At 51.4% G+C, this 25,912-nt stretch carries 27 protein-coding genes; 9 read left to right on the plus strand and 18 right to left on the minus strand.

Translation table 11 applies throughout. The annotated features are described in order from the left end of the window. Window positions 1–6 precede the first annotated feature (6 nt). The 13 genes from A7098_RS09630 to A7098_RS09690 all read right to left on the minus strand — a co-directional run bounded on the left by A7098_RS09630 (window position 7) and on the right by A7098_RS09690 (window position 9,051). Entirely contained in the window at window positions 7–1,047 is a 1,041-nt protein-coding gene (locus A7098_RS09630) for a contractile injection system protein, VgrG/Pvc8 family (RefSeq protein WP_105280726.1), read from the minus strand. Further along, window positions 1,035–1,244, minus strand: a complete 210-nt coding sequence (locus A7098_RS09635) for a tail protein X (RefSeq protein WP_001269712.1) — start codon at window positions 1,242–1,244, stop codon at window positions 1,035–1,037. Before A7098_RS09635 ends, A7098_RS09630 begins: the two co-directional genes overlap by 13 nt. Next, window positions 1,244–2,197 (minus strand): phage tail protein, encoded by a 954-nt coding sequence (locus A7098_RS09640; protein WP_105280727.1) that lies wholly within the window; start codon window positions 2,195–2,197, stop codon window positions 1,244–1,246. The genes A7098_RS09635 and A7098_RS09640 overlap by 1 nt, the downstream gene beginning before the upstream one ends. Then, window positions 2,197–4,566: a phage tail tape measure protein gene (locus A7098_RS09645; RefSeq protein WP_105280728.1), complete on the minus strand. Its 2,370-nt coding sequence runs from the start codon at window positions 4,564–4,566 to the stop codon at window positions 2,197–2,199. The genes A7098_RS09640 and A7098_RS09645 overlap by 1 nt, the downstream gene beginning before the upstream one ends. A 101-nt stretch (window positions 4,567–4,667) precedes the next feature. Next, complete coding sequence (locus A7098_RS24395) at window positions 4,668–4,796, minus strand: GpE family phage tail protein (protein WP_105280729.1); 129 nt, start codon at window positions 4,794–4,796, stop codon at window positions 4,668–4,670. Next, on the minus strand, window positions 4,756–5,073 hold the full coding sequence (locus tag A7098_RS09655; RefSeq protein WP_032226490.1) for a phage tail assembly protein: 318 nt from the start codon (window positions 5,071–5,073) through the stop codon (window positions 4,756–4,758). The genes A7098_RS24395 and A7098_RS09655 overlap by 41 nt, the downstream gene beginning before the upstream one ends. Before the next feature lie 50 nt (window positions 5,074–5,123). Next, window positions 5,124–5,648 carry a phage major tail tube protein gene (locus A7098_RS09660; protein ID WP_000907501.1) on the minus strand — a complete coding sequence of 175 codons (525 nt, stop codon included), beginning with the start codon at window positions 5,646–5,648 and terminating at the stop codon, window positions 5,124–5,126. Then, entirely contained in the window at window positions 5,648–7,072 is a 1,425-nt protein-coding gene (locus A7098_RS09665) for a phage tail sheath family protein (RefSeq protein WP_105280730.1), read from the minus strand. Before A7098_RS09665 ends, A7098_RS09660 begins: the two co-directional genes overlap by 1 nt. After that, on the minus strand, window positions 7,062–7,259 hold the full coding sequence (locus A7098_RS09670; protein WP_032226489.1) for a hypothetical protein: 198 nt from the start codon (window positions 7,257–7,259) through the stop codon (window positions 7,062–7,064). Before A7098_RS09670 ends, A7098_RS09665 begins: the two co-directional genes overlap by 11 nt. Further along, window positions 7,256–7,711: a Gp37 family protein gene (locus tag A7098_RS09675; RefSeq protein WP_105280731.1), complete on the minus strand. Its 456-nt coding sequence runs from the start codon at window positions 7,709–7,711 to the stop codon at window positions 7,256–7,258. The genes A7098_RS09670 and A7098_RS09675 overlap by 4 nt, the downstream gene beginning before the upstream one ends. Window positions 7,712–7,828: 117 nt before the next feature. Then, window positions 7,829–8,143 (minus strand): hypothetical protein, encoded by a 315-nt coding sequence (locus A7098_RS09680; protein ID WP_000777271.1) that lies wholly within the window; start codon window positions 8,141–8,143, stop codon window positions 7,829–7,831. Window positions 8,144–8,155: 12 nt separating this feature from the next. Beyond that, window positions 8,156–8,761 (minus strand): transglycosylase SLT domain-containing protein, encoded by a 606-nt coding sequence (locus A7098_RS09685; protein WP_105280732.1) that lies wholly within the window; start codon window positions 8,759–8,761, stop codon window positions 8,156–8,158. Window positions 8,762–8,763: 2 nt separating this feature from the next. Then, window positions 8,764–9,051, minus strand: coding sequence for a putative holin (locus tag A7098_RS09690; protein WP_032226484.1), 288 nt, complete (start codon window positions 9,049–9,051; stop codon window positions 8,764–8,766). 536 nt (window positions 9,052–9,587) lie between these two features. Here A7098_RS09690 and A7098_RS09695 point away from each other — a divergent pair. Beyond that, window positions 9,588–9,935, plus strand: a complete 348-nt coding sequence (locus tag A7098_RS09695; RefSeq protein WP_000619864.1) for a Mor transcription activator family protein — start codon at window positions 9,588–9,590, stop codon at window positions 9,933–9,935. Between the two features lie 54 nt (window positions 9,936–9,989). Here the strand turns inward: A7098_RS09695 and lysC are convergent, their stop codons facing one another. After that, window positions 9,990–11,339 carry a lysine-sensitive aspartokinase 3 gene (gene lysC / locus A7098_RS09700; RefSeq protein ID WP_105280733.1) on the minus strand — a complete coding sequence of 450 codons (1,350 nt, stop codon included), beginning with the start codon at window positions 11,337–11,339 and terminating at the stop codon, window positions 9,990–9,992. Window positions 11,340–11,632: 293 nt separating this feature from the next. On the opposite strand from lysC, the gene pgi reads away from it, so the two are divergent. The 5 genes from pgi (at window position 11,633) to A7098_RS09725 (ending at window position 17,691) form a co-directional block, all read left to right on the plus strand. Then, complete coding sequence (gene pgi, locus A7098_RS09705; protein WP_105280734.1) at window positions 11,633–13,282, plus strand: glucose-6-phosphate isomerase; 1,650 nt, start codon at window positions 11,633–11,635, stop codon at window positions 13,280–13,282. A 511-nt stretch (window positions 13,283–13,793) separates the two neighbouring features. Beyond that, the gene (yjbE, locus tag A7098_RS09710) at window positions 13,794–14,036 is read left to right on the plus strand and encodes an exopolysaccharide production protein YjbE (protein ID WP_001233407.1); all 243 of its coding nucleotides are present in this window, start codon (window positions 13,794–13,796) and stop codon (window positions 14,034–14,036) included. A gap of 186 nt (window positions 14,037–14,222) precedes the next feature. Then, window positions 14,223–14,861 (plus strand): YjbF family lipoprotein, encoded by a 639-nt coding sequence (locus A7098_RS09715; RefSeq protein ID WP_032226482.1) that lies wholly within the window; start codon window positions 14,223–14,225, stop codon window positions 14,859–14,861. Next, window positions 14,858–15,595, plus strand: a complete 738-nt coding sequence (locus A7098_RS09720; protein WP_032226481.1) for a capsule biosynthesis GfcC family protein — start codon at window positions 14,858–14,860, stop codon at window positions 15,593–15,595. Before A7098_RS09715 ends, A7098_RS09720 begins: the two co-directional genes overlap by 4 nt. Next, the gene (locus A7098_RS09725; protein WP_105280735.1) at window positions 15,595–17,691 is read left to right on the plus strand and encodes a YjbH domain-containing protein; all 2,097 of its coding nucleotides are present in this window, start codon (window positions 15,595–15,597) and stop codon (window positions 17,689–17,691) included. Before A7098_RS09720 ends, A7098_RS09725 begins: the two co-directional genes overlap by 1 nt. A gap of 46 nt (window positions 17,692–17,737) precedes the next feature. Here the strand turns inward: A7098_RS09725 and A7098_RS09730 are convergent, their stop codons facing one another. After that, window positions 17,738–18,016: a hypothetical protein gene (locus A7098_RS09730; protein WP_010344805.1), complete on the minus strand. Its 279-nt coding sequence runs from the start codon at window positions 18,014–18,016 to the stop codon at window positions 17,738–17,740. A 275-nt stretch (window positions 18,017–18,291) separates the two neighbouring features. Here A7098_RS09730 and psiE point away from each other — a divergent pair, with 275 nt between their 5' ends. Continuing rightward, window positions 18,292–18,702 (plus strand): phosphate-starvation-inducible protein PsiE, encoded by a 411-nt coding sequence (psiE, locus tag A7098_RS09740; protein WP_000202902.1) that lies wholly within the window; start codon window positions 18,292–18,294, stop codon window positions 18,700–18,702. A gap of 93 nt (window positions 18,703–18,795) precedes the next feature. On the opposite strand, the gene malG is transcribed toward psiE, so the two are convergent. The 3 genes from malG to malE all read right to left on the minus strand — a co-directional run bounded on the left by malG (window position 18,796) and on the right by malE (window position 22,680). After that, window positions 18,796–19,686, minus strand: coding sequence for a maltose ABC transporter permease MalG (gene malG / locus A7098_RS09745; protein ID WP_096132630.1), 891 nt, complete (start codon window positions 19,684–19,686; stop codon window positions 18,796–18,798). Window positions 19,687–19,700: 14 nt separating this feature from the next. Then, entirely contained in the window at window positions 19,701–21,245 is a 1,545-nt protein-coding gene (malF, locus tag A7098_RS09750; RefSeq protein WP_105280736.1) for a maltose ABC transporter permease MalF, read from the minus strand. 244 nt (window positions 21,246–21,489) lie between these two features. Further along, complete coding sequence (gene malE / locus A7098_RS09755; RefSeq protein ID WP_000695404.1) at window positions 21,490–22,680, minus strand: maltose/maltodextrin ABC transporter substrate-binding protein MalE; 1,191 nt, start codon at window positions 22,678–22,680, stop codon at window positions 21,490–21,492. Window positions 22,681–23,044: 364 nt separating this feature from the next. Here malE and malK point away from each other — a divergent pair, with 364 nt between their 5' ends. Together malK and lamB are read left to right on the plus strand one after the other, a co-directional pair. Next, a complete protein-coding gene (gene malK, locus A7098_RS09760; RefSeq protein ID WP_000179160.1) occupies window positions 23,045–24,160 on the plus strand; it encodes a maltose/maltodextrin ABC transporter ATP-binding protein MalK in 1,116 nt (371 codons plus the stop codon). A gap of 72 nt (window positions 24,161–24,232) precedes the next feature. Then, window positions 24,233–25,573, plus strand: a complete 1,341-nt coding sequence (gene lamB / locus A7098_RS09765) for a maltoporin LamB (protein ID WP_000973648.1) — start codon at window positions 24,233–24,235, stop codon at window positions 25,571–25,573. Window positions 25,574–25,912 lie beyond the last annotated feature (339 nt).

Consider the following 25,912-nt stretch of genomic DNA (forward strand, 5'->3'; position numbering starts at 1 on the left):
GCCTCCTTACTGGCTGGTCGCTGGCCCGCGTGAAACGTCGATCTCAGTGGTATAGCCGCTGCGCACAAAACTGTGAGTAGATTTATCAATCAGCCACTGACCGGAAAGCACACCAAAATCGGTTAGCTCGATTTTATTGCCTGCCGTCAGTTCCGGGCAGCCCATCATCCTGAGCGTTCCGGTTTGTTGGTATTCGTTGTGGCTGTCGAGCGCGGCGTTGGCCTTTGCTTGTGCCGCGCCAACGTCCGGCGCCCGACTGTTCAGTTTTAGCGTGTCGGCACTGGTGCCGACTCCACGGGCAGACGGCTTTTGCTGGCTGTCGTGAGTGTAGATAACCAGTTCTTTTTTCTTACTATTTTGATGCTGTACGGTGGCGTTTTTGTAGATACGGTTAATGGTATCTTTGAAGGTGAAATGCGAAACGTCTTTGCGGTCGATCTTTTTCACCGGCGCCAGGCAGCGCAGCGTGGGTAAATGCGAAAAAATCAGCTCTTTGGTGGTCACCTTTAGCGCATAGCCATATTCGCTGGCCAGGCGCTTGATAAATCCAACATCGGTTTCGCCGTACTGTGTTACCCGGTCAATTGTCAGAGGCTCGATTTTGCCCACCAGCGTCAGGCCGTGAGTTTGCGCGATACGGCTGGCGATGGCTGAAAGCGTTGTCTCTTCAAAGCCCTGACTATTACGGGTGCGCAGCGCCTGATTGACGGAAGTGGCGATGCCATCAATATTTACCGTGGAAGGTGGTGCTGAAATATCAATTTTATCAATGATATATTGACCACAATCGAGCAGTTTTTCCCCCTGATAACCCATGTGCAGCGCCAGCGTATCGCCTTTGCCGGGATACCACTCTTTTATCCAGCGTCCATCGGTGTCATCCAGTGTAATCGCGATGGTATCCGACTCGTTTTTAATACTGTCGTGATAACTGATACTGGTGACATAGGGCGTGATGTCATAAGTGATATCTTTATGCCCATACCAGAGGGTAAAAATGGGCGCGAGCGTGGCAAAGACGCCGCCAGTTACGCTTATCTCAGCCATGGTGGGATCTCCGATACGGTTTTGTTGACGGAAATGACTGGAATAATGAGCTGAATACCGGAAGGCAGTACCGGATAAATGGCGACATGTGGATTGGCGGCGATAATGCGTTCGTAAGCCAGTGCATCACCGTAGTAATGCCATGCCAGATTATCCCAGCGTTCGCCGTCGGTGGTGATATGTTCAAGGTATCGCATTACCAGCTCCTCGTAATGGTCGCGGCAGCAAGCCGAGTCACTGCGGGAATGGTTTGCTGTACCGTTGTACGTGCCTGCTCAACCAACGTTGTGGCTTTATCGAAAGTTGCTTCGGCGATGTCGCTGGTAATGTCGTCAAAAAGCGCCTGTGCATGGTCAACCAGTGTCCCGGCGTCTTCGGCACAGTCGCGGATGCCCGGCATGTTACCTAGCAATGCTTTAATCTGCGCCGACAACGCTTTTGGTAATCCTGCCAGCGTTTGCAGATCCATCGGCTGTTTAAACAGGGTTTCGATGGCATCGATAGTCTTTTTCAACGACGTAATTATCTTTTCACACTTTTCTTTTAACGCTTTGGCCTCTTTAATCAGTGCTTTGATCTTTGCCACTGTTTTTTTAATATCTTCAATGGATTGCGCCAGTTCATCGAGCATCTCTTTGGCTTTGCGCATACCTTCTTCAATGGTGTTCAATATCTGATCCAACCAAGACTCCACCTTGTCCGGAAAATCGCTCGCCTTTTCGTCAATATTAGGCTCCTGGGTGGTAATCGCCGGGGGCAGGAGTGGGTTTTTCGGATCGCCGGTATACTCCTGGAGCGACATTGTTCCGCTTTGGGCAATGATATTGCCCCAGGGATCGGTGTGCTGGTGAGTGGCGGTTAACTCTGTAATTACAAACCAGCCGCGATAATCACCGTTGCCAAACACCAGCGCCATTGCTTTGTGGGCGAGCATGGCTTCACGCAGTCGATTCAGCTCTGTTGTGGGTTGGCAAAACTGGCTGTGCAGGGAAAATTCCAGCGCCAGCATGTCCAGCTTATCGCCAATAAACTGCACGCCAGGTTTGCCTTCAATACGGGCATGTGTGGCGTAATCCACGCCCATTGTGCTTTTAAAGCCATCCCAGAATGTGACAACTTTAAATTCAATCTCACCTAAAACGGCATACATCAGGCATACCCCCGGCGCTGTTGCTGCGCCATTACGTCGTTAATCATTCTTTCCAGTTCGCGTTTACTCATCGTCAACACGTTCTGAATGTCTTTAGTGGTGTTTTGTCCGTTACTCTGCACGGTAATTTGTGGCGAAAAATTCACCTGGACTTTTCCCAGGGAACGGGAGGGTAGCGTCGCCGGTTTGGTTACGGATTTACCAGGTAAAGAGGCCGACGCGGGTTTTGCCGCTGGCGCCGATGACGGCGTAGCCGTTTTGCTGGATGGCGCGAGTTGTTTGCCCACAGGCGGCGTTAAAAGCGCACCGGCAACGCCTGGAACAACGGTCGCGGGGGAGACTGATGCGGTATTAGTCGTGCCTGTAACAGCCGCAGCCGATGCTTCTGTGCTGATCCCCATTGTGGCTTTTAGCCAGTCTGGCATGGCGTTTTTGACCTGATCAATAATGCTTTTCAGAGCGGGGAAAGCATTCATTATGCCGTCGGCCAGACTACCCAGTATATTGCTGCCGAACTCGCTAAAACTCGCAGGCATCTCAACACCAAACCAATTCATCACATCGGAAAAGGCGCTGTAAAACAGCCCCAGTGGCGACCAGTCGAGAATCAACCGGCTAATACCAGCAATGCCGCCATCAAAGGCCGTGGTGATACGTTGCCAGATGGCGGAAAATAACCTGGATATAGGTGCCCAGTTGCGATAAATCAGATAAGCCGCGCCCGCAATCGCAGTGATGACCAGACCAATGGGATTCATCAGTAGCACCCGACCTAGCGAGAGAACGGTTCGACCAACCAGTTTCAATGCTCCGATCAGGCCACGACCAAGCAGTTGCGTTAGCCATTTTGCGCCGCCACCCAATGACTTAACCGCCGATAGCACCTTACTTGCCGTGCCTCCGAGCGCCAGACTTGCCCTCACTTTCAGGAAGATATCGACCAGACGAATAAACGGCGAGGCGATGAAGTTCGCGCCCAGCTTTAAAACATTCAGCGCACCGTTAAACAGCCAAATCGCCCCGACGATTTTCGCAATGTTTTGCACCAGCGCCGGATGTTCGCGTAGCCAGGCGCTGAACTGGCGAATAACCGGCGCAAGGCTTTGCGCCAGCTCGCCAATCGCCGGCATAAGTTGTAAGCCAATGCTGAGCCATAAATCATTTAACGCCAGTTGTAACGCTTTAGTCTGTTCAATGGGCGAGGCCATTTGCGCAGAAAAGTCAGCGTTAATCAGATTCTTGCTGGTGGCTTGCATGGCAGAGGCTTTTAGCTGGCGATATTCCTCCATATTCGCCAACATAGGAGCCAGAAATTCCACCGTTTGCGCATCGCCGAACATTTCGCCCAGATTAAATTGCGTCACCATCGATTGCAGCGCAGTGCTGCGGGCAGATAAATCTTCAATCTGCATGGTGCGTTTGAAGGTATCGAGGATCGCCGGATTCATCTTCTCAAGCTGCATTTGCACGATATGAGTCATAGCTTCGCTAACACCCATACCGTTTTGCTGATGCTCAAGCAGAGAACCTTGCAGATCGACCCCCTGGCTGGCGAACCAGCTATCGGTTTTTTTCGAAAAGGTGGTTTGCAGAAAATGAGCGAAATTTTCCGTCGCCGCACTGGCGCTGGCACCGTTTTTCATGGCGATCTGCATGGTGGCGGCCAGTTCAGCCATACCTTCCAGACCCTGAGCGCCGGTTTTACCTGCAAATTTCTCTATCCACTGCGTTTGTTCGGTAATGGCAGGCCCACCGCTTTTGGTAACGCTGTACATCATGTTTTGCGCAGCGTGGAAATTTTCTGGGGCAATATTCAGTCGATCATGAGTCGCGAGCGCGGCTTTCGCCCATGTTTCGGCGCTGTCGCGCGTGGCGGTGGCGGCTTTGGCGATCTCCGGCATATAGCGGTTGAGATCCTGCAAGGACGATATGTTGCCTTCAACTAAGGTCAGAGCGGCGGACTGTAACGTGGTCTGCTGCTGGTTAAAATCCATACTCCAGTCGCGCAGATTAAGGCTGAGCGTCTCGCGGGTGGCATCACTCATCCCGCCTTTGGTCGCCATATTGACCATATTGACCATATTGTCCTGAAACTCATACGGCAACTTCCAGTCGGGGGCTTCAACATTAAATACTTTGCTAAATTGCCCGGCAAATGTTTGGGTTTTCTCCATCAGATTAGCGCGGCTGCGGCTATTTTCCTCCAGGCGGAGAGCGGAATTGGCAAGCCGCTGCGTTAGTTTGATAACTGTCGCTTGCTGAGTAGAGAGAGTTAACAATGTTCTGGCGTTGAGTGAGCCGTAACGGGCTATTGCCTGCGTCAACGTCTCATTACGCGCCTGAAGCTGGGTAATAATATCGTTGGCCAAAATTGTTTCTCTTTAAATATTGATAATGGCCCGCTGGTTATTTTTCTAAAAAAAGGGGCAGGGAAGAAATAAACCTGACGGGCTTGGGAAACTCGCAGACATCAGGTCTGCGAGCCATATTCGATTTTTATTTGGGCGTTGGCTTCATCCAGCCAGTTGCTAAAGTCATCGACGGTAAGGGCGTCTATCTCACTGGGCGGAAAGCGAAACCATCTCGCCAGTAGCGCCATTGCCTGCCATAGCAGGGGAGGATTCTGTAACCACGCTAAGCATAGATTGAAATCGTTTCTGCAATGCCTGGTAATCCAGCAAATCCATTTCAGCTAAATCTTCTGGCACCAGTCCGGTCATTGCAGCCATTAGCGGTTCATCCCACTCTTCTGGTTTTTCGCTGATCCGGCGGGCGTTGCGCATATCTTTTACTTTCAGGCGACGTAATTGCAGAGTGTTAATTACGTCTCCCGCCGCTGAAGTAAACGGGAACTGTAAGATATAATGTTCTTTCATTTTGTATCCTTATTTATCATGCGGAAATCGGGGCCGTAGCCCCGAATAACTTAGCCACCGATGTTATTGCGATAGGTACTTAATTGATCCACGCCGTTAACGCGGAAAATATTCGCCAGGTAATCCAGCTCCAGCAGTGTTTCACCATCGACCACCTGTTTAATATAGGTACAACCAAAGGCGCTGCTGAATTCCGGGTTTTCATTTTGTTTAAATGTTCCCAGTGGATTCTTTTTAAACATAACAGTCAAATGAGTGACTAACGCTAATTGATTCGCTTTCCCCTGGGAGTTATAGCAATCAATACTGGAGCGGCACTGTAATGCTACCGCCTGCCACGGGTTTGCCGTTTTACGCATGACGTCCTGATAAAAGGAGTTCCATTTAATTTCCCCTTCCAGTTTATCGAAACCTGCCGGGAGCTCGATTTTACCGACCATGCCCAGTGCTTTATGCTCCTGCATAATTAAACTGACATCCGGTAATTTAATTTCGGTTGCACGACCTAACAGGTTATTACCATCGAGATAAATATTGGCATTGGTAATACGGTTAATTTGAATTTTTCCAGCCATTAGCTATTGCTCTCCAGAGAGACTAAATATTCAGAAGTAATTTCAGTTTCAAACGTCAGACGTTCCAGCGGCGGTGGCGGGGTGAATTTATAGCTCAGCAATAAATGCCCGGCGCTGAGTTCGGTCGGTGAATTTCGCGCCGGATCGTACCAGCACTCAAAGCCAAGCAGTGCGCCGTCGGCAATCAGCTTACGGCCCCAGGTATTTACCGACTCGGTCAGGGCATCAATTAGCGCCTGATTAATCGGCATATCGATATACTGCTGGCTGAAATAGCGGATCGACTCGTTAATCACATCGCCCGTGCGGCGAACGTTTTCAAAGTTACGCATATGGGTCACGGTAGGCCATGCCGCAGTGCGGTTGCCCCATAAACGCAGACCAGAGCCGTAACTATTGAAAACTGTGGTAATGCCGTTTTCGTTGAGCTGATTCACTTCACTTTGCGGGTCATCAACCATTGCGGAAAGTGAACGTTCGATACCGATAATGCCCTGAATTTCCTGGTTTGAGTTACTCCACCAGAAACCTTTCTCCAGGTCTACTTTGGCACGCAGTCCGGCAGCGCGTGAAGAGAGCGGTTCGAGAACTTCCTGGTTGGTTGAGCCGTCATAAACTTTGACGTGCGGATAGCATAAACGCGCACGGTCAGAACTGGTGTTGAAGTTGATTGCGCCTTTCGAGCCGCGACCAGCCAGCACCTGCTGGAATGTAGTACCGATTGGGGCGTCAATGTAGGCGATAGCACCGAGTTTGTCCGCCTGAGCAATCAGCTCTGTGGTGACCGATTTTTGCGTACAGAAAACCGGAGCAAGCAGGATTTTGGCGTAGAAACCATACAGATTATAGGTGTCCTGTAGCAGTTTCATCCCCGTGCGATCGCCTGCGGTATTAACGGCGCCAATAATATCGGCTGCGGTAACTTTTGTTGGATCGGCCCATGAGTAATAGGCGCAAACTTTCGCTCCGGCAGGGATCTCAGTTTCTGCACGAGTGATTATTCCTGTTTGTTCATCAACATGAAACGCTGTGCTGCTATACGTGGTGGCTGATGTTGAAGAGGGTTTCAGGACAACATTACGCACCGCACTATGAGCCAGTTTCGCCTGGTTGTTGGAATCAAAAGTGATACTCTCATTGCTGATGCTGGAGCCATGTTTTACCGGGTCCAGTACGTTAATCACCACCACCGTACCAGCGCCGTGGTCGTAAATCGCCTTCAGCGCCTGCGGGATCGTAAAGTTAGCCTGAGTCGAGCCAAACTGCGCGGCATCGCTTTCAGAAAGGCACAATGTTGGTTTGTTTACCGGACCGCATGGTGCACTACCGATTAAAGCGATTACAGCGGATTTTACCGCTTTAACCGGGCGCGGACCGGTTTCAATTTCAATGGTTTCGACACCGTGCAGGTAATTAGCTGCCATGTACAATTTCCTCTCCGGTATTTTGTTCTTCCTGAGTGATGACGGGAGTCAGATGATTGCGGGCAATCATGGTCATGACCCACTCGTTGTCTTCTGGCAGATCAATTTCACTGTTCGGCCACAATAAGATTTCTTGTCCGTCGGCAAGGGTGACGCCGCTTGCCGGGCCGTTGTAGATATATTTCATTCAGTTTCCTCGTAATTAACTTCAGTAAGCAGGGTAAGGTCCGCGCTTTCCCGTTTCGCGATAAACAGCGAGCTGGTCGCCATTTCCAGGATGTAGCGGCAGAAACCACCGCTCTCGCCTGCATTGATTTCTTTTTCAAGCCAAAGAAGACGCTCGCAATCAGGAAGCTGGATCCCTCCCAGTGCGCTGCGTATGCGATCCAGTGCGTTTAACGCGTCACAATTTTTGCCAACAATAACGGTGGCAGTTAAGCGGAGCGTTTGCTGTTGCACGAGAGCATCACTGCTTTCAGGCATGGCAAATAGAGAACCGCTATAATTAATAATTACTGTAACTTGCTGTGTCTGTGGAATATATTTCTGGGCATCGACCGATGAAATAAATACGTCCATTTCGGGATTCTGTTCACGTAATCTGGTCACAACAGAATTCATTACAGATAAAATTTCCATATAGGGTGTTCCTTAATTATTGCTGATTCGTTAACGCTTACTCCGTTATCGTTGAAATGTATTCTGACGTAGTGAAGGTGAAGGATCTTTTAATCTGCTTTAGAGAAAAAATTGAATTTAATAGCTGCCACGTTGTAATAGCTCTATTTTGCTATATAAGGCATCCAGCTTTGCTTCTAATACTGCCTGGCCACGAAGATAATCTTCTCTGCGGACATAATGCAGCGGAAGCTCGGCACGAAATTCGAGAAATTCTCTTTCCAGTTTCGACCAATTTGTTTCTGATTCCCGGCGTGCGTTTTCCAGAGATTCAAAACGCTCATTAAGTCTTTTTTCAATTTGTGCTAACAGCAATTTTCCGGCAGCAAACATTAATCCAACGAAGGAAAGCATAAGGGAGATCACTTCCCAAAAATCGATACTGAGTTTCATCGGCTCCTCTGTTTAGTGAAGACAGCTTGCCTGTCCCCAGAGTAAGTAGCGGGCGGCATGTTGATAGAGGATCATCTTCGGGTAGTGACGATTTTCTCGCCAGTTCGCGGCGCTACGCCCGGCGTTGACGTGTTCAACATGACCAAACCAGATAGTGGCATCTAACCCTTTGGATGCGGCCAGTTTTTTATCCCGGTTAACCCATCCCTGACCGCCGTTATAGGCGCTTAGGGTAAATGCCATACGCTGACAGTCATTTTTCGCAGAGATGTTTTTCCACAAATGCTGGTCATATTGCACCAGCGCGCGAATCGCCCAGGTTGGGTTATAGGGCTTATTTTCACGTAGCTGTGGATACAACTGGCTTATCCATGTCGCTGTGGCAGGCATAAATTGCGCCATACCTTGTGCGCCGACGGGGGAACGCGCCATTGGCTGCCAGGCGGATTCCTGGTGTAACTGCCCGGCGAAGTCCGCCACCGGGGCGTTCAGCCCCCAGACTTCTCGTGCAGTTCGAATCAGTTCGTTTCGCCATGCCAGAGATGCTCGCGGCGGTTCAGATGCGTTAAGCGGGAAGAACGCGAACAGAGTAATTAGCGCGAGAAATTTTACCTGCATCATTAAAGTCCTAACGCGACGGAAAGGCAGACGGCTGCAACGATGATAGCCCGACGAATCATTGCCGCCGCGCAGCATCGCGCCTCTTCCCAAGGGCAAAATGAGTCAGGCCGCGCCCAGGGAAACAGACTGCGATCGAGCCAGTATCCCAGCACAGCGGAGAGCGAAACCAGGCTTAGTTTATAAATGACTACCGGGATCTGTGCGGAAGATGTCCAGCCGATCACGACAAACAGCGCGACGGAAGCGACCAGCCAGCCGGAAAGCCGGGGAAAAGTGACTTTTTTCATACGATATCTCCTGATAAGTGAGCGTTTAGTGTCGCCAGATCCCTCCAGTGAAGAATGAAAAAAGCTTTAATAAATAACTTTAAAAAATAGATCCTCTATAAATGAACATGCTCGCTAATAAATCCACCCATTAATAAAAGAGCAAAAGGTGACCTGGCGAATAAGCGCGTCATTATGCAGGGAAAAGAGGATGGTGGATCGTAGGAGTAGTCAGTAGTTATTTGATTTTTAAAGTTTGTTTAAGAAAGTTAGCGACTGTGAGGGAAACGATCTTTTTATACTACAGGTAAAATAATACTGTATGTGTATACAGTATCGTGTAAAATGATACTCCAGTTGACAAGAAACGTAACGCAAACAATATATTTATTTTGTGAATTTATGGTGTTCATTAATATTAAAAATTTATATTTTTGGTGATTGTTTATTTGTTTGTTGAATGTATTGAGTAGCAGTAATGACAACTGCTTAGCGTATATCCGTGGTTTTACACGCATCGGGTCTTATACAGGATGCAAGATATATGGAGATGAAAAATGATACGAAAATCAAAAGAGATGGCCCGGACACCGGAGATCATTAACGACCTGGCGTTTCATGCATCGCAAGTTCTGATTGAGAGCATCAATCTCGACAGCTCATCGGCGGAAAATGTGGGCTTTGCCATTGCTGACCGAATGATGCGTAACTGGGGGGGGCAAAGCATTTATTTCCCGAAAGGGATCTCTGGACGGGCGTCGGAGCGTGACTACCAAATCTATAGCGAGTGCGATGGTCGCAACTACGCCGAATTAGCGAAGAAATATAATCTGACGCTGCAATGGATTTATAAGATAGTGAAACGCGTACATGCGGAAAAGCAACAGCGCCGTAGTAATTCGTAATTGATCCGGCATGGTGAATAGCGACGTGGGTCGCTATTCACCTGTACTGGTCGTTTACTCAAACAAATTTCTATGCAATGTCTGCACCACCTGTTCCGCATCAGCACCCGGCACCAGGAAGCACAGGTTATTGCTGGAAGCGCCGTAGCAAATCATGCGGATGTTGAACGGTTCCAGCACGCCAAATACTTCTTTGCCGACGCCGCAGGCTTTTGACAGGTCATTACCAATCAGCGCCACCAGTGCCAGGCCTTCTTCCACTTCCACGCGGCACAGCGCCGAAAGCTCCATCAGCAGTGATTGCGTCAACAATGTATCGCCAGTGGAAGTTGAACCAGTCGTATCAAGAGTTAATGCCACGCTCACTTCGGACGTAGTAATTAAATCCACCGAAATATTATGCCGCGCGAGGATACCGAAAACTTCCGCGAGGAAGCCACGGGAATGCAGCATATTCAGGCTGTGCAGGGTTAATAGCGTTTGTTTACGGCGCAGAGCCAGTGCACGGAACAGCGGTGGATTTTCGGTTTTATTACACACCAATGTACCGCCAGCACGTGGGTCTTTGCTGGAACCGACAAACACCGGAATATCGCTGCGCACTGCGGGCAGCAACGTCGCTGGATGCAGCACTTTCGCGCCAAAGGTCGCCATTTCAGCGGCCTCTTCAAAAGCGATTTTATCAATGCGTTTTGCTGCTGGCACCACGCGCGGATCGGTCGTGTAGATGCCAGGGACGTCAGTCCAGATATCAACGCGAGATGCGTGTAAGGCTTCCGCCAACAAGGCTGCCGTATAATCGCTGCCGCCACGTCCAAGTGTTGTAGTACGCCCTTTACTTTCGCTACCAATAAAGCCCTGGGTGATGACTAAACCTTCACTGAGCCGTGGAGTCAGATGCAACGCAGACAGTTCCGCCAGTGCAACAACATCTGGCTCCGCGCGACCAAACCGGTCGTTGGTGCGCATCACTTTACGCACATCAAACCACTGCGCCTGGACATCGCGTTCGCGCAGGATTTCAACAAATAGTAGAGTAGACATCAGTTCGCCGTGGCTAACCAGTTCATCCGTCAGAGCCGGAGATGTTGCCAGCGCCGCCGCTTCGGCCAGAACGGTAATGTTCTCCAACAAACGTTCAATCTCTTCACGGATGACGTTCGGGTAACGCAGGCGCTCCAGAATGGCGAACTGAATATTGCGAATAGCATCGAGTTTTTCGAAACGCTCAACCGGTTCCAGACCTTCAGCCAGTGCAACAAGTAGGTTAGTAATCCCCGCAGAAGCAGAAAGCACAACTAAACGAACATTCTCATCAGAAAGCACAATGTCGGCGCTGCGGTTCATGGCGTCGAAATCAGCCACGCTAGTACCACCAAATTTGGAGACAACAATATCGGGCATAACAACCTCGTGTCAGGGAATGAAAGAAGCGACCTTGGCACAAAGGCAAAATAGAAACCGGTGCAGGCGCAGACCGTATTTATAAATAAAAGGTGTAGGGGAGTGTGTCAACGCCGGGATTATGCGGATTATTCATGCAGCGGGCGTGGTCAGAAATTGTGCTTATAACGTCTATACTTTTTATCCTCTTCAGTAGTTAGCTGAGCTAACGGCACTAAAACCATCACATTTTTCTGTGACTGGCGCTACAATCTTCCACAGTCACAATTCTCAATATCAGAAGAGTATTGCTAATGAAAAACATCAATCCAACGCAGACCGCTGCCTGGCAGGCACTACAGAAACACTTCGATGAAATGAAAGACGTTACGATCGCCGATCTTTTTGCTAAAGATGGCGATCGTTTTTCTAAGTTCTCCGCAACCTTCGACGATCAGATGCTGGTGGATTACTCCAAAAACCGCATCACCGAAGAAACTCTGGCGAAATTGCAGGATCTGGCGAAAGAGTGCGATCTGGCTGGCGCGATTAAGTCGATGTTCTCTGGCGAGAAGATTAACCGCACCGAAAACCGTGCCGTGCTGCACGTGGCGCTGCGTAATCGTAGCAATACGCCGATTCTGGTTGATGGCAAAGACGTAATGCCGGAAGTCAACGCGGTGCTGGAGAAGATGAAAACCTTCTCGCAAGCGATTATTTCCGGTGAGTGGAAGGGTTATACCGGCAAAGCAATCACCGACGTGGTGAACATCGGTATCGGCGGTTCTGACCTCGGCCCGTACATGGTGACCGAAGCACTGCGTCCGTACAAAAATCACCTGAATATGCACTTCGTTTCTAACGTTGACGGAACTCACATCGCAGAAGTGCTGAAAAAAGTGAACCCTGAAACCACGCTGTTCCTGGTGGCGTCTAAAACCTTCACCACTCAGGAAACCATGACCAACGCCCATAGCGCGCGTGACTGGTTCCTGAAAGCGGCCGGTGATGAGAAGCACGTTGCGAAACACTTTGCGGCGCTCTCCACCAATGCGAAAGCCGTTGGCGAGTTTGGTATTGATACCGCCAACATGTTCGAGTTCTGGGACTGGGTCGGCGGCCGTTACTCTTTGTGGTCAGCGATTGGTCTGTCGATTGTTCTCTCCATCGGCTTTGATAACTTCGTTGAACTGCTTTCCGGCGCACACGCGATGGACAAGCATTTCTCCACCACGCCAGCCGAGAAAAACCTGCCTGTATTGCTGGCGCTGATCGGCATCTGGTACAACAATTTCTTTGGCGCGGAAACTGAAGCGATTCTGCCGTATGACCAGTATATGCACCGTTTCGCGGCGTACTTCCAGCAGGGCAATATGGAATCCAACGGTAAATACGTTGACCGTGACGGTAACGTAGTGGATTACCAGACTGGCCCGATTATCTGGGGTGAGCCGGGTACAAACGGGCAACATGCGTTTTACCAGCTGATCCACCAGGGAACCAAAATGGTGCCGTGCGATTTCATCGCGCCGGCTATCACCCATAACCCGCTCTCTGATCACCACCAGAAACTGCTGTCTAACTTCTTCGCTCAGACCGAAGCTCTGGCCTTTGGTAAATCCCGCGAAGTGGTAGAGCAGGAATATCGCGATCAGGGTAAAGATCCGGCGACGCTCGACTATGTAGTGCCGTTTAAAGTGTTCGAAGGTAACCGTCCGACCAATTCCATCCTGCTGCGCGAAATCACCCCGTTCAGCCTGGGGGCGTTGATTGCGCTGTATGAGCACAAAATCTTTACTCAGGGCGTGATCCTGAACATCTTCACCTTCGACCAGTGGGGCGTTGAGCTGGGTAAACAGCTGGCGAACCGTATTCTGCCGGAACTGAAAGATGACAAAGAAATCAGCAGCCACGATAGCTCGACCAATGGTCTGATTAACCGCTATAAGGCGTGGCGCGGTTAATCATCGTGCATGTCTGATGCCGCTACGTAGGCCGGATAAGGCGTTTATGCCGCATCCGGCAACCGGTGCCTGATGCGACGCGGTCGCGTCTTATCAGGCCTACAGGTCGATGCCGATATGTACATCGTATTCGGCAATTAATACATAGCACGATTGATTAAATAACCTTAATAACAATGCCGACTATAAGTCGGCATTGTTCTATCAGATAAATCCTCTTGTCTGTGATTTAACGAAAATCATACCGTGAGGTTAATCCTAAAATAGATTTTTAGTCTGTAATTATTTCGGAAAATACGCAGGTCAATCGCTTTTGTGTTTATTTTAACCTCATGATTAACATAATTATTTATATATAATAAAAAATATATAATTGATATTTATTCCAATTATCCTAAAACCCCACCACTAATTCCTCGCGCCGTAATTCACATGCTTTAGTTGTGTATACTCGATCCCGCCCGAAATGTTTTTGGGTAAATCTCCATTCATTCAATGAAGGGAAATTGTTATGAGAAAAGTTCTGTATGGCATTTTAGCCATATCTGCGCTTGCGGCGACTTCTGCGTGGGCTGCACCTGTACAGGTGGGCGAAGCGGCAGGGTCGGCAGCAACGTCGGTTTCGGCGGGCAGTTCCTCCGCGACCAGCGTCAGCACCGTAAGCTCGGCGGTGGGTGTCGCACTCGCGGCAACCGGTGGCGGTGATGGTTCTAATACCGGAACCACCACAACCACGACCACCAGTACCCAGTAATAACGTATGTATCCCCAAAATAATTCGAGTTGCAGGAAGGCGACAAGCGAGTGAGTCCCCGGGAGCATAGATAACTATGTGACCGGGGTGAACGAGTGCGGTCACCGCATCTGCAGCTTGAAGTATGACGGGGATTAACCATAACCACACTCCGGTGTGGTTATTCTGCCCCTCTGGAGAAGAGTCGTGAAGCGACCTGCACTCATTCTTATCTGCCTGCTATTACAGGCCTGTTCAGCCACGACTAAAGAGCTGGGCAATTCACTGTGGGACAGTCTGTTCGGCACGCCAGGCGTACAGCTGACGGACGATGATATTCAAAATATGCCCTACGCCAGCCAGTACATGCAGCTTAATGGCGGGCCGCAGTTATTTGTGGTGCTGGCCTTCGCTGAAGACGGACAACAAAAATGGGTCACTCAGGATCAGGCCACTCTCGTCACACAACATGGTCGTCTGGTGAAGACTTTGCTTGGCGGCGACAACCTGATTGAAGTAAATAACCTTGCCGCCGACCCGCTGATTAAACCCGCACAAATTGTTGATGGCGCAACCTGGACGCGCACGATGGGCTGGACCGAGTACCAGCAGGTACGCTACGCCACCGCACGCTCAGTCTTCAAATGGGATGGCACCGATACCGTCAACGTCGGCAGCGATGAAACTCCGGTTCGCGTGCTGGACGAAGAAGTCTCCACCGACCAGGCGCGCTGGCATAACCGCTATTGGATCGACAGCGAAGGACAAATTCGCCAGTCGGAACAGTATCTTGGCGCGGATTATTTCCCGGTGAAAACCACTCTCATCAAGGCAGCAAAACAATGATTAAACAAACTATTGTCGCGTTGATTTTGAGCGTGGGAGCGTCATCGGTCTTTGCGGCGGGCACCGTCAAGGTGTTCAGCAATGGCAGCAGTGAGGCCAAAACGCTGACGGGCGCAGAGCATTTAATCGATCTGGTGGGGCAACCGCGACTGGCGAATAGCTGGTGGCCCGGTGCGGTGATCAGCGAAGAGCTGGCAACGGCAGCAGCATTGCGGCAGCAGCAGGCGTTGCTGACACGGCTGGCAGAACTGGCCACAGATTCCAGCGCCGAGGATGCCGCTGCGATTAACGCCTTACGTCAGCAAATTCAGGCGTTGAAAGTGACGGGCAGGCAAAAAATCAAACTTGATCCCGATATCGTCCGCGTTGCGGAACGCGGCAACCCGCCGTTGCAGGGCAACTACACGCTGTGGGTGGGTTCCGCTCCGTCAACGGTCACGCTGTTCGGGCTTATCAGTCGTCCTGGCAAGCAGCCATTCACTCCAGGTCGCGACGTAGCGAGCTATCTCTCAGGGAAGAGCCTGCTTAGCGGTGCAGATCGCAGCTATGCGTGGGTGGTTTACCCGGACGGGCGAACGCAAAAAGCGCCGGTGGCTTACTGGAACAAGCGTCACGTAGAGCCGATGCCCGGCAGCATTATTTATGTTGGCCTGGCGGACTCCGTCTGGAGTAAGACGCCTGATGCCCTGAACGCCGACATTCTTCAGACTCTGACGCAGCGGATACCGCAATAATGAAAAAAAGACATCTGCTTAGCTTACTGGCACTGGGCATTAGCACGGCCTGCTATGGCGAAACGTATCCAGCGCCCATCGGGCCGTCGCAATCGGATTTCGGCGGCGTCGGTCTGTTACAAACGCCCACCGCGCGCATGGCGCGGGAAGGGGAATTAAGTTTGAACTATCGCGATAACGATCAGTACCGTTATTACTCTGCTTCAGTGCAACTCTTCCCGTGGCTGGAAACAACGCTGCGCTACACCGACGTGCGCACCCGGCAGTACAGCAGCGTCGAAGCGTTCTCTGGCGATCAAACGTATAAAGATAAAGCCTTCGATCTCAAACTGCGTTTGTGGGAAGAGAGTTATTGGCTGCCGCAAGTGGCGGTTGGTGCGCGGGATATCGGCGGTACGGGGCTGTTTGATGCGGAATATCTTGTTGCCAGCAAAGCCTGGGGGCCGTTCGATTTTACACTCGGCCTGGGCTGGGGATATCTGGGCACCAGCGGTAACGTGAAAAATCCGCTCTGTTCAGCCAGTGATAAATATTGCTATCGCGATAACAGCTACAAACAGGCGGGATCTATCGACGGTAGCCAGATGTTTCACGGTCCTGCCTCACTGTTTGGCGGTGTGGAATACCAGACATCCTGGCAGCCGCTGCGCCTGAAACTGGAGTATGAAGGCAATAATTATCAGCAGGATTTTGCCGGGAAGCTGGAGCAAAAAAGTAAGTTTAACGTCGGGGCGATTTATCGCGTTACCGATTGGGCCGACGTTAACCTTAGCTATGAACGTGGCAACACCTTTATGTTTGGCGTCACGCTGCGCACCAACTTTAACGATCTGCGCCCGTCTTACAACGATAACGCCCGCCCGCAATATCAACCGCAGCCGCAGGATGCCATTTTGCAGCATTCGGTGGTGGCGAATCAGTTAACGCTGTTGAAATACAATGCCGGACTTGCCGATCCGCAGATCCAGGCGAAAGGCGATACGCTGTATGTCACCGGCGAGCAGGTGAAATATCGTGATTCGCGCGAAGGGATCATCCGTGCTAATCGGATCGTGATGAACGATCTGCCGGATGGGATCAAAACGATCCGCATTACGGAAAATCGCCTTAACATGCCGCAGGTGACGACGGAAACCGATGTCGCCAGCCTGAAAAATCATCTCGCCGGAGAGCCGTTGGGCCACGAAACGACGCTGGCGCAAAAACGCGTCGAGCCAGTGGTTCCGCAGTCCACCGAGCAGGGCTGGTATATCGACAAATCACGCTTTGATTTCCATATCGATCCGGTGCTGAACCAGTCGGTCGGTGGCCCGGAAAACTTTTACATGTATCAGCTGGGCGTGATGGGAACGGCAGATTTGTGGCTGACGGACCATCTGCTGACCACCGGCAGCCTGTTTGCAAATCTTGCCAACAACTACGACAAGTTTAACTACACCAATCCGCCGCAGGACTCGCACTTACCGCGCGTTCGTACCCATGTGCGCGAGTATGTGCAGAACGATGTCTATGTGAATAACCTGCAAGCCAACTACTTCCAGCATCTGGGCAACGGCTTCTACGGTCAGGTCTATGGAGGTTATCTCGAAACCATGTTTGGCGGTGCGGGGGCAGAAGTGTTGTATCGCCCGCTGGACAGCAACTGGGCGTTTGGTCTGGATGCCAACTACGTTAAACAGCGCGACTGGCGTAGTGCAAAAGATATGATGAAATTCACCGACTACAGCGTGAAAACCGGACATCTGACCGCCTACTGGACGCCATCTTTCGCCCAGGACGTGTTGGTGAAAGCGAGCGTCGGGCAGTATCTGGCAGGGGATAAAGGCGGCACGCTGGAAATAGCCAAACGCTTTGATAGCGGCGTGGTGGTGGGTGGCTATGCCACGATCACGAATGTTTCGAAAGAAGAGTACGGAGAAGGGGACTTCACCAAAGGCGTGTATGTCTCTGTGCCGTTGGATCTCTTCTCGTCTGGCCCGACACGCAGCCGTGCGGCAATTGGCTGGACGCCGCTGACGCGTGACGGTGGTCAGCAACTTGGGCGTAAGTTCCAGTTGTATGACATGACCAGCGACCGAAGCGTGAATTTCCGCTAAGCCGTGGGAAAGGTGCCAGTTTTCGCAATCACTGGCACCCTCATTCTTAATGGCCTGTCGAGCCATCAGGGACGCAGTTCACCCCCGGTTTGCGATCTGGTGTGTAAAGGCGAAAACATTCTGTCTTCCTGTCCGTCGATATCGGTTGCAGGTCTGATTGCCTGAGCGACTGAGCCATCATTGGGCTGGAGACATTGCTTTGCGGAAGGTCGGCTTTATCAGCAGTACCGAGCGGACCGGCAAAAGCAGGAAGAACAGAGACTGATAACAACAAAGCAGCAAAATAAGGCTTCATTTTTACCACCTTTATCAGGTTACGTTTCATTTGTTCCAGAGGAACATTGTCGATTTTTCGCGCTTTGCTGGTGGCCGGGAATCACCTGAATGGGTGATTTTTTGAGGCTGTGTGTCTTGCCGGATGCGCCGCCAGACGCGGCTTATCCGGCCTACGGGTAGGACGGATAAGGCGTTCACGCCGCATCCGGCGCTGGCGGGAGGCACCATCTAACACCAGGTTGAACAAAACATACACAAAAAATATAGATCCCCGTCACATTTTTGCGTTATACAGGAAGCTCGCCACTGAGTTGGAGGGCTGTTATGACGTCGTTATCTCGTCCGCGCGTGGAGTTTATCTCCACCATTTTGCAGACCGTTCTCAATCTTGGCCTGCTGTGCCTCGGCCTGATTCTGGTCGTATTCCTCGGCAAAGAAACGGTGCATCTGGCTGATGTGCTGTTCGCGCCAGAACAAACCAGCAAATATGAGCTGGTGGAAGGGCTGGTGGTTTACTTTCTCTATTTCGAATTTATTGCCCTGATTGTGAAGTATTTTCAATCCGGCTTTCACTTTCCCTTACGTTACTTTGTCTATATCGGGATCACCGCCATTGTGCGCTTGATCATCGTCGATCATAAATCGCCACTGGATGTGTTGATCTACTCGGCAGCGATCCTGCTACTGGTGATCACCCTATGGCTATGTAATTCGAAACGGCTGAAGCGGGAGTAAAAAAAGGCGCTCCAGGGAGCGCCGAATAACAGTCACAAGTTGGGATAACGTAAGTTGAGGGTGCAGCGGCATAACATTGGCAGAACAACATCTTTAACCTTTCACACCACCTGCCGTCAGGCCGTTGACCAGCCAGCGTTGAGCCAGCAAGAAGACGATGGTGATCGGTAATGCAGACATCACGGCAGCGGCGGCAAAATCGCCCCACAGGTAGTTTTGCGGGTTGAGGTATTGCTGCATCCCCACGGCCAGGGTGTAGCTGTTCACGTCACGCAGTAACAACGACGCGACCGGAACTTCAGTAATGGCAGCGATAAACGACAGGATGAACACTACCGCCAGAATCGGTACTGACAGCGGCAGCAGTACGAGGCGGAAGGCTTGCCACGGTGTCGCACCGTCCAGCGCCGCCGCTTCTTCCAGCGAACTGTCGATGGTTTCGAAATAACCTTTAATCGTCCAGACGTGCAGCGCAATCCCGCCCAGGTAAGCAAAGATAACGCCGCCGTGGGTATTCAGTCCGATAAACGGAATGTACTCACCCAGACGGTCAAACAACGCATACAACGCCACCAGTGAGAGTACCGCCGGGAACATCTGGAAAATCAGCATTCCTTTCAGCAGCGTCGCTTTGCCTGGAAAGCGCATACGGGCAAAAGCGTAGGCGCAGGTGGTGGAGAGCGCCACAATGCCAATCGCGGAAATCCCGGCGATCTTTACTGAGTTCCACAGCCACAGCAATACCGGGAACGGCGGTGGCGTAATGCGACCATCGGCCTGTTCAACGCTAAAGCCTAACGCCAGTTTCCAGTGATCCCACGAGATTTGCTCCGGGATCAGGCTGCCGGTCGCGAAGTTCCCCTGGCGCAGCGAGATTGCGACGACCATCAGCAGCGGGAACATAATCGCCGCGATAAAAAGTAGCAGTAGCAGGTGAGTAATAAACAAACGTGCTTTTTGCGATTTCGGTTGGACCATTGCCATTTTTGTTATCTCCCTTAATCAAACTTCATTCGCGTGGCTTTCAGGTTCACTATCGCCAGCGCACCCACCAGCAGGAAAATCAGCGTGGCAATCGCTGCTGCCAGACCGAAGTCCTGACCTCCGCCACCTTCAAAGGCGATACGGTAGGTGTAGTTAACGAGCAGGTCGGTATAACCGGCTGGCGTGGTGGTGCCAAGACGATCCGGGCCACCGTTGGTCAACAGTTGAATCAGCACGAAGTTGTTAAAGTTAAAGGCGAAGCTGGCGATCATCAGCGGTGTCAGCGGCTTGATCAGCAGCGGCAGCGTGATTTTAAAGAAGTTCTGGAATGGACTTGCGCCATCCATCGCTGAGGCTTCATACAGGTCGTCAGGAATCGCTTTCAGCAAGCCCATGCAGAGGATCATCATGTACGGATAACCCAGCCACGTGTTGACGATAATCAGCATCGTCCGTGCGGTGGTTGGATCGCTAAACCAGGCGGGCTTCACGCCAAACAGCGCGCTCAACATCATGTTGATTTCACCGAAGCTCTGGTTAAACAACCCTTTGAAAATCAAGATTGAAATAAACGATGGCACCGCGTAGGGCAGAATCAGCAGTACGCGGTAGATAGCTTTGCCGCGCAACGCTTCCCATTGCACCAGACAGGCCAGCACCATGCCGACTGCAACCGTTAAAAAGACAGTGATCAGTGAGAACATCACGGTCCAGACGAAAATCGCGAGGAACGGTTTCTGAATGCCTTCGTCGGTGAAGACGCGGCTAAAGTTTTTCCAGCCGGTAGTCACGGTGTAACCGGGGCTGAGTTTGTCGTCGCCCCAGTTGCCATCGGCGGTGATGGACTGGTAAAAGCCGGTCTGGTCATTCGGGCGATATTTGACGCCACTCTGGTTATTGGTCAGCGTACCGTCATCGCCCAGTGTGTAGAGCGGTTGTGTCCCAGAGAACTGGCGCAGGGAGCTCATCATCACTTTGTTGTCATCCGGGAGGATGGCGGTAATGTTGCTCAGCGCCTGACGATTTTGGGTAATCACGCGCAGATTTGCGCGCTCGCCCTCAGGCTGTGTGGCACTTTCTTTCAGTTGCAGCTTTTGCTCGCCGCCAAATTTAAAGGCATCGGAGAGATAATGCTTACCAGTTTCGCCATCGGTGAGCGCCAGTTGCCACTCATCACCTGCCGGATAAAGCCCGAAGTTATAGGTTTTGCCCGCTTGCCAGGAACGATCTAACAGAACTTCCTGGGCGCGTTCAAAAGTTAGCTGGTTAGTGCTGCTGTAGTTGGTAAAAGCAATGGCGATGGTGCAGACCAGAGGGAAGAGCACGAACAGCCCCATTCCTGCCATTCCCGGATAAACATAGCGCCAGGCGTAGGCTTTCCGGTTGGCGAAAATATACAGCCCCGCAGAACTTAAAATCAGCGTGGTAATGGCGAACAGGTACTCCCCTTGTGCGTACATTAAAACAACAAGGTAACCCACCAGCAGGCCAAGCAGACCTAACACTGACCATTTCAGCGCGTCGCTTTGCCACCAATGTTTCTTTTTAATGACATCCATGGGGTTCTTCCTCATTCCTGGACGGATAAATGATTACACCGCATCCGGCAACAACCGCCTGATGCGGCGCTGGCGCGCCTTATCAGGCTTACGTACAGTTCGTTTTTCCTGGTCGGATGAAGCATTTACGTCGTATCCGACAACAACCGCCTGATGCGACGCTGACGCGTCTTATCAGGCCTACATATGCTTCGGTTTCGTAGGCCGGATAAGGCGTTCACGCCGCATCCGGCATTTCACAGCATTACTTGGTGATACGACCCTGCGCATCTTTCAGCGCGGCATCAACAGTTTGACGACCGCTGGCGGCGTTGATCACTGCGGTACGCACGGCATACCAGAAGGCCGACATCTGCGGGATATTCGGCATGATTTCACCGTTCTTGGCGTTATCCATGGTGGCGGCAATGCGTTGATCTTTCGCCAGCTGATCCTGGTAAGACTTCAGTGCCACGGCGCCCAGCGGTTTATCTTTATTTACCGCTTCCAGCCCTTCGTCAGTCAGCAGGTAGTTTTCGAGGAACTCTTTTGCCAGTTCTTTGTTCGGGCTGGCAGCGTTGATGCCTGCACTCAGAACGCCAACGAACGGTTTGGAAGGTTGTCCCTTGAAGGTCGGCAGCAGCGTCACACCGTAGTTCACTTTGCTGGTATCGATGTTGGACCATGCCCACGGACCGTTGATGGTCATCGCCGTTTCACCTTTGTTAAAGGCCGCCTCTGCGATGGAGTAATCAGTATCCGCATTCATGTGTTTGTTTTTAACCAGATCAACCAGGAAGGTCAGACCCGCTTTCGCGCCGGCGTTATCCACACCAACGTCTTTCACATTGTATTTGTCATTTTCATACTTGAACGCATAACCACCGTCGGCAGCAATCAGCGGCCAGGTGAAGTACGGTTCTTGCAGGTTGAACATCAGCGCGCTCTTACCTTTCGCTTTCAGTTCTTTATCCAGTGCCGGGATTTCTTCCCAGGTTTTTGGCGGATTCGGCAGCAGGTCTTTGTTATAAATCAGCGATAACGCTTCAACGGCAATCGGATAAGCAATCAGTTTGCCGTTATAACGTACAGCATCCCAGGTAAACGGATACAGCTTGTCCTGTAACGCTTTGTCTGGGGAGATTTCAGCCAACAGGCCAGATTGGGCATAGCCGCCAAAGCGGTCGTGCGCCCAGAAAATAATGTCCGGACCATCGCCAGTGGCCGCAACCTGGGGGAATTTCTCTTCCAGCTTATCTGGATGCTCAACGGTGACTTTAATTCCGGTATCTTTCTCGAATTTCTTACCCACTTCTGCGAGGCCGTTGTAGCCTTTATCGCCGTTGATCCAGATTACCAGTTTACCTTCTTCGATTTTGGCGAGAGCCGAGGCGGAAAACATCATCGTCGTCAAAACAGATAATGCGAGGATGCGTGCACCTGTTTTTATTTTCATAATCTCTGGTCCTTGTTGGTGAAGTGCTTGTGAAAACGCCTGAACGGACTCTAGTTTCTTTATACGGCAACCTCTTTCCATCCTCCTTGCCCCTACGCCCCACCTTCGTTTTATGTGATCTGCATCGCAGAAACGGCAGTATTGCGGTAAGGCGCACACAAAATTGCCATGTTTTTTGCAAGCAATATCACGAATTTCCTTACTTTCCCTCGGATTAGTATGCAGACCCCACCTTCTCATCCTCCCGCCTCCTCCCCCATAAAAAAGCCAGGGGGTGGAGGATTTAAGCCATCTTCCGATGACGCATAGTCACTGCATCATGAATGTTGCTGTCGATGACAGGTTGTAACGAAGGGAGAAGGGCATGGCGAGCGTACAGCTGCAAAATGTAACGAAGGCCTGGGGGGATGTGGTGGTATCGAAAGATATCAATCTCGACATCCACGAAGGTGAGTTCGTGGTGTTTGTCGGACCATCTGGCTGCGGTAAATCCACTTTACTGCGCATGATTGCCGGTCTTGAGACGATCACCAGCGGCGACCTGTTCATCGGTGATAAACGAATGAACGATACCCCGCCAGCAGAACGCGGCGTCGGCATGGTGTTCCAGTCCTATGCGCTCTATCCCCACTTGTCTGTGGCAGAAAATATGTCTTTTGGCCTGAAATTAGCAGGCGCAAAGAAAGAGGTCATCAACCAGCGTGTTAACCAGGTGGCGGAAGTGCTGCAACTGGCGCACTTGCTGGATCGCAAACCGAAGGCGCTCTCCGGCGGACAACGTCAACGTGTGGCGATTGGTCGTACGCTGGTGGCCGAGCCAAGCGTGTTTTTACTCGATGAACCTCTTTCCAACCTTGATGCCGCGCTACGTGTACAGATGCGTATCGAAATTTCCCGTCTGCATAAACGCCTGGGGCGCACGATGATTTACGTCACCCACGACCAGGTCGAAGCGATGACGTTGGCCGACAAAATCGTGGTGCTGGACGCCGGTCGCGTGGCGCAGGTCGGGAAGCCGCTTGAGTTGTATCACTATCCGGCCGACCGCTTTGTCGCCGGTTTTATCGGTTCACCGAAAATGAATTTCCTGCCGGTAAAAGTGACCGCCGTTGCAATCGATCAAGTCCAGGTTGAGCTGCCGATGCCAAACCTCCAGCAGGTCTGGCTGCCGGTTGAAAGCCACAACGTTCAGGTCGGCGCCAACATGTCGCTGGGCATTCGCCCGGAACATTTACTGCCAAGCGATATCGCCGACGTCATCCTTGAGGGGGAAGTTCAGGTGGTCGAGCAGCTCGGCAACGAAACGCAAATTCATATCCAGATCCCTTCCATTCGTCAAAACCTGGTGTACCGCCAGTCTGACGTGGTGTTGGTAGAAGAAGGTGCCACATTCGCTATCGGCCTGCCGCCAGAGCGTTGCCATCTGTTCCGTGAGGATGGCACTGCATGTCGTCGACTGCATCAGGAGCCGGGCGTTTAAGCACCCCTAAAAAAGACACAAAGCCTGTGACAGGCGATGTGAAAAAAGAAAAGCAATGACTCAGGAGATAGAATGATGATTACTCTGCGCAAACTTCCTCTGGCGGTTGCCGTCGCAGCAGGCGTAATGTCTGCTCAGGCAATGGCTGTGGATTTCCACGGTTACGCTCGTTCCGGGATCGGCTGGACAGGGAGCGGCGGTGAACAACAGTGTTTCCAGACCACTGGCGCTCAAAGTAAATACCGTCTTGGCAACGAATGTGAAACTTATGCTGAATTAAAATTGGGTCAGGAAGTGTGGAAAGAGGGCGATAAGAGCTTCTATTTCGACACTAACGTGGCCTATTCCGTAGCACAACAGAATGACTGGGAAGCCACCGATCCGGCCTTCCGTGAAGCGAACGTGCAGGGGAAAAACCTGATTGAATGGCTGCCAGGCGCCACTATTTGGGCCGGTAAGCGTTTCTATCAGCGTCATGACGTTCATATGATCGACTTCTACTACTGGGATATTTCTGGTCCTGGTGCCGGTCTGGAAAACATCGACGTTGGCTTCGGTAAACTTTCTCTGGCAGCAACGCGTTCTTCTGAAGCGGGCGGTTCTTCTTCTTTCGCCAGCAACAATATCTATGACTATACCAACGAGACTGCGAACGACGTCTTCGACGTGCGTTTAGCGCAGATGGAAATCAACCCGGGCGGCACCCTGGAACTGGGTGTTGACTACGGTCGCGCTAACCTGCGTGATAACTATCGTCTGGTTGATGGCGCATCGAAAGATGGCTGGATGTTCACTGCCGAGCATACCCAGAGCATCCTGAAAGGCTTCAACAAGTTTGTTGTTCAGTACGCAACAGACTCGATGACCTCGCAGGGTAAAGGTCTGTCGCAGGGTTCTGGCGTTGCGTTTGATAACGAAAAATTTGCCTACAATATCAACAATAACGGTCACCTGCTGCGTATCCTCGATCACGGTGCGATCTCCATGGGCGACAACTGGGACATGATGTACGTGGGTATGTACCAGGATATCAACTGGGATAACGATAACGGCACCAAGTGGTGGACCGTCGGTATTCGTCCAATGTACAAGTGGACGCCTATCATGAGTACCTTGCTGGAAGTGGGCTACGACAACGTCGAATCCCAGCGCACTGGCGACAAGAACAATCAGTACAAAATCACCCTCGCACAACAATGGCAGGCTGGCGACAGCATCTGGTCACGCCCGGCTATTCGTGTCTTCGCAACCTACGCCAAGTGGGATGAGAAATGGGGTTATGACTACAACGGTAGCTCCTCTTCCAACCCGAACTACGGCAAAGCTGTTCCGGCGAATTTCGAAGGCGGTAGCTTCGGTCGCGGTGATAGCGATGAGTGGACATTCGGTGCCCAGATGGAAATCTGGTGGTAATAGCAATATGTAGGCCGGATAAGGTGCTTGTACCGCATCCGGCAATCAACGCCTGATGCGACGCTGCCGCGTCTTATCAGGGCTACAACTGCTGCCGAATGTAGGTCGGATAAGGCGTTCACGCCGCATCCGGCAATCAACGCCTGATGCGACGCTGCCGCGTCTTATCAGGTCTACAACTGCTGCCGAATGTAGGTCGGATAAGGCGTTCACGCCGCATCCGGCAACCAGTGCCTGATGCGACGCTGCCGCGTCTTATCAGGTCTACAACTGCTGCCGAATGTAGGTCGGATAAGGCGTTCACGCCGCATCCGGCAACCAGTGCCTGATGCGACGCTG

It is taken from the genome of Escherichia sp. MOD1-EC7011 (assembly GCF_002965005.1).
GTDB lineage: Bacteria > Pseudomonadota > Gammaproteobacteria > Enterobacterales > Enterobacteriaceae > Escherichia > Escherichia ruysiae.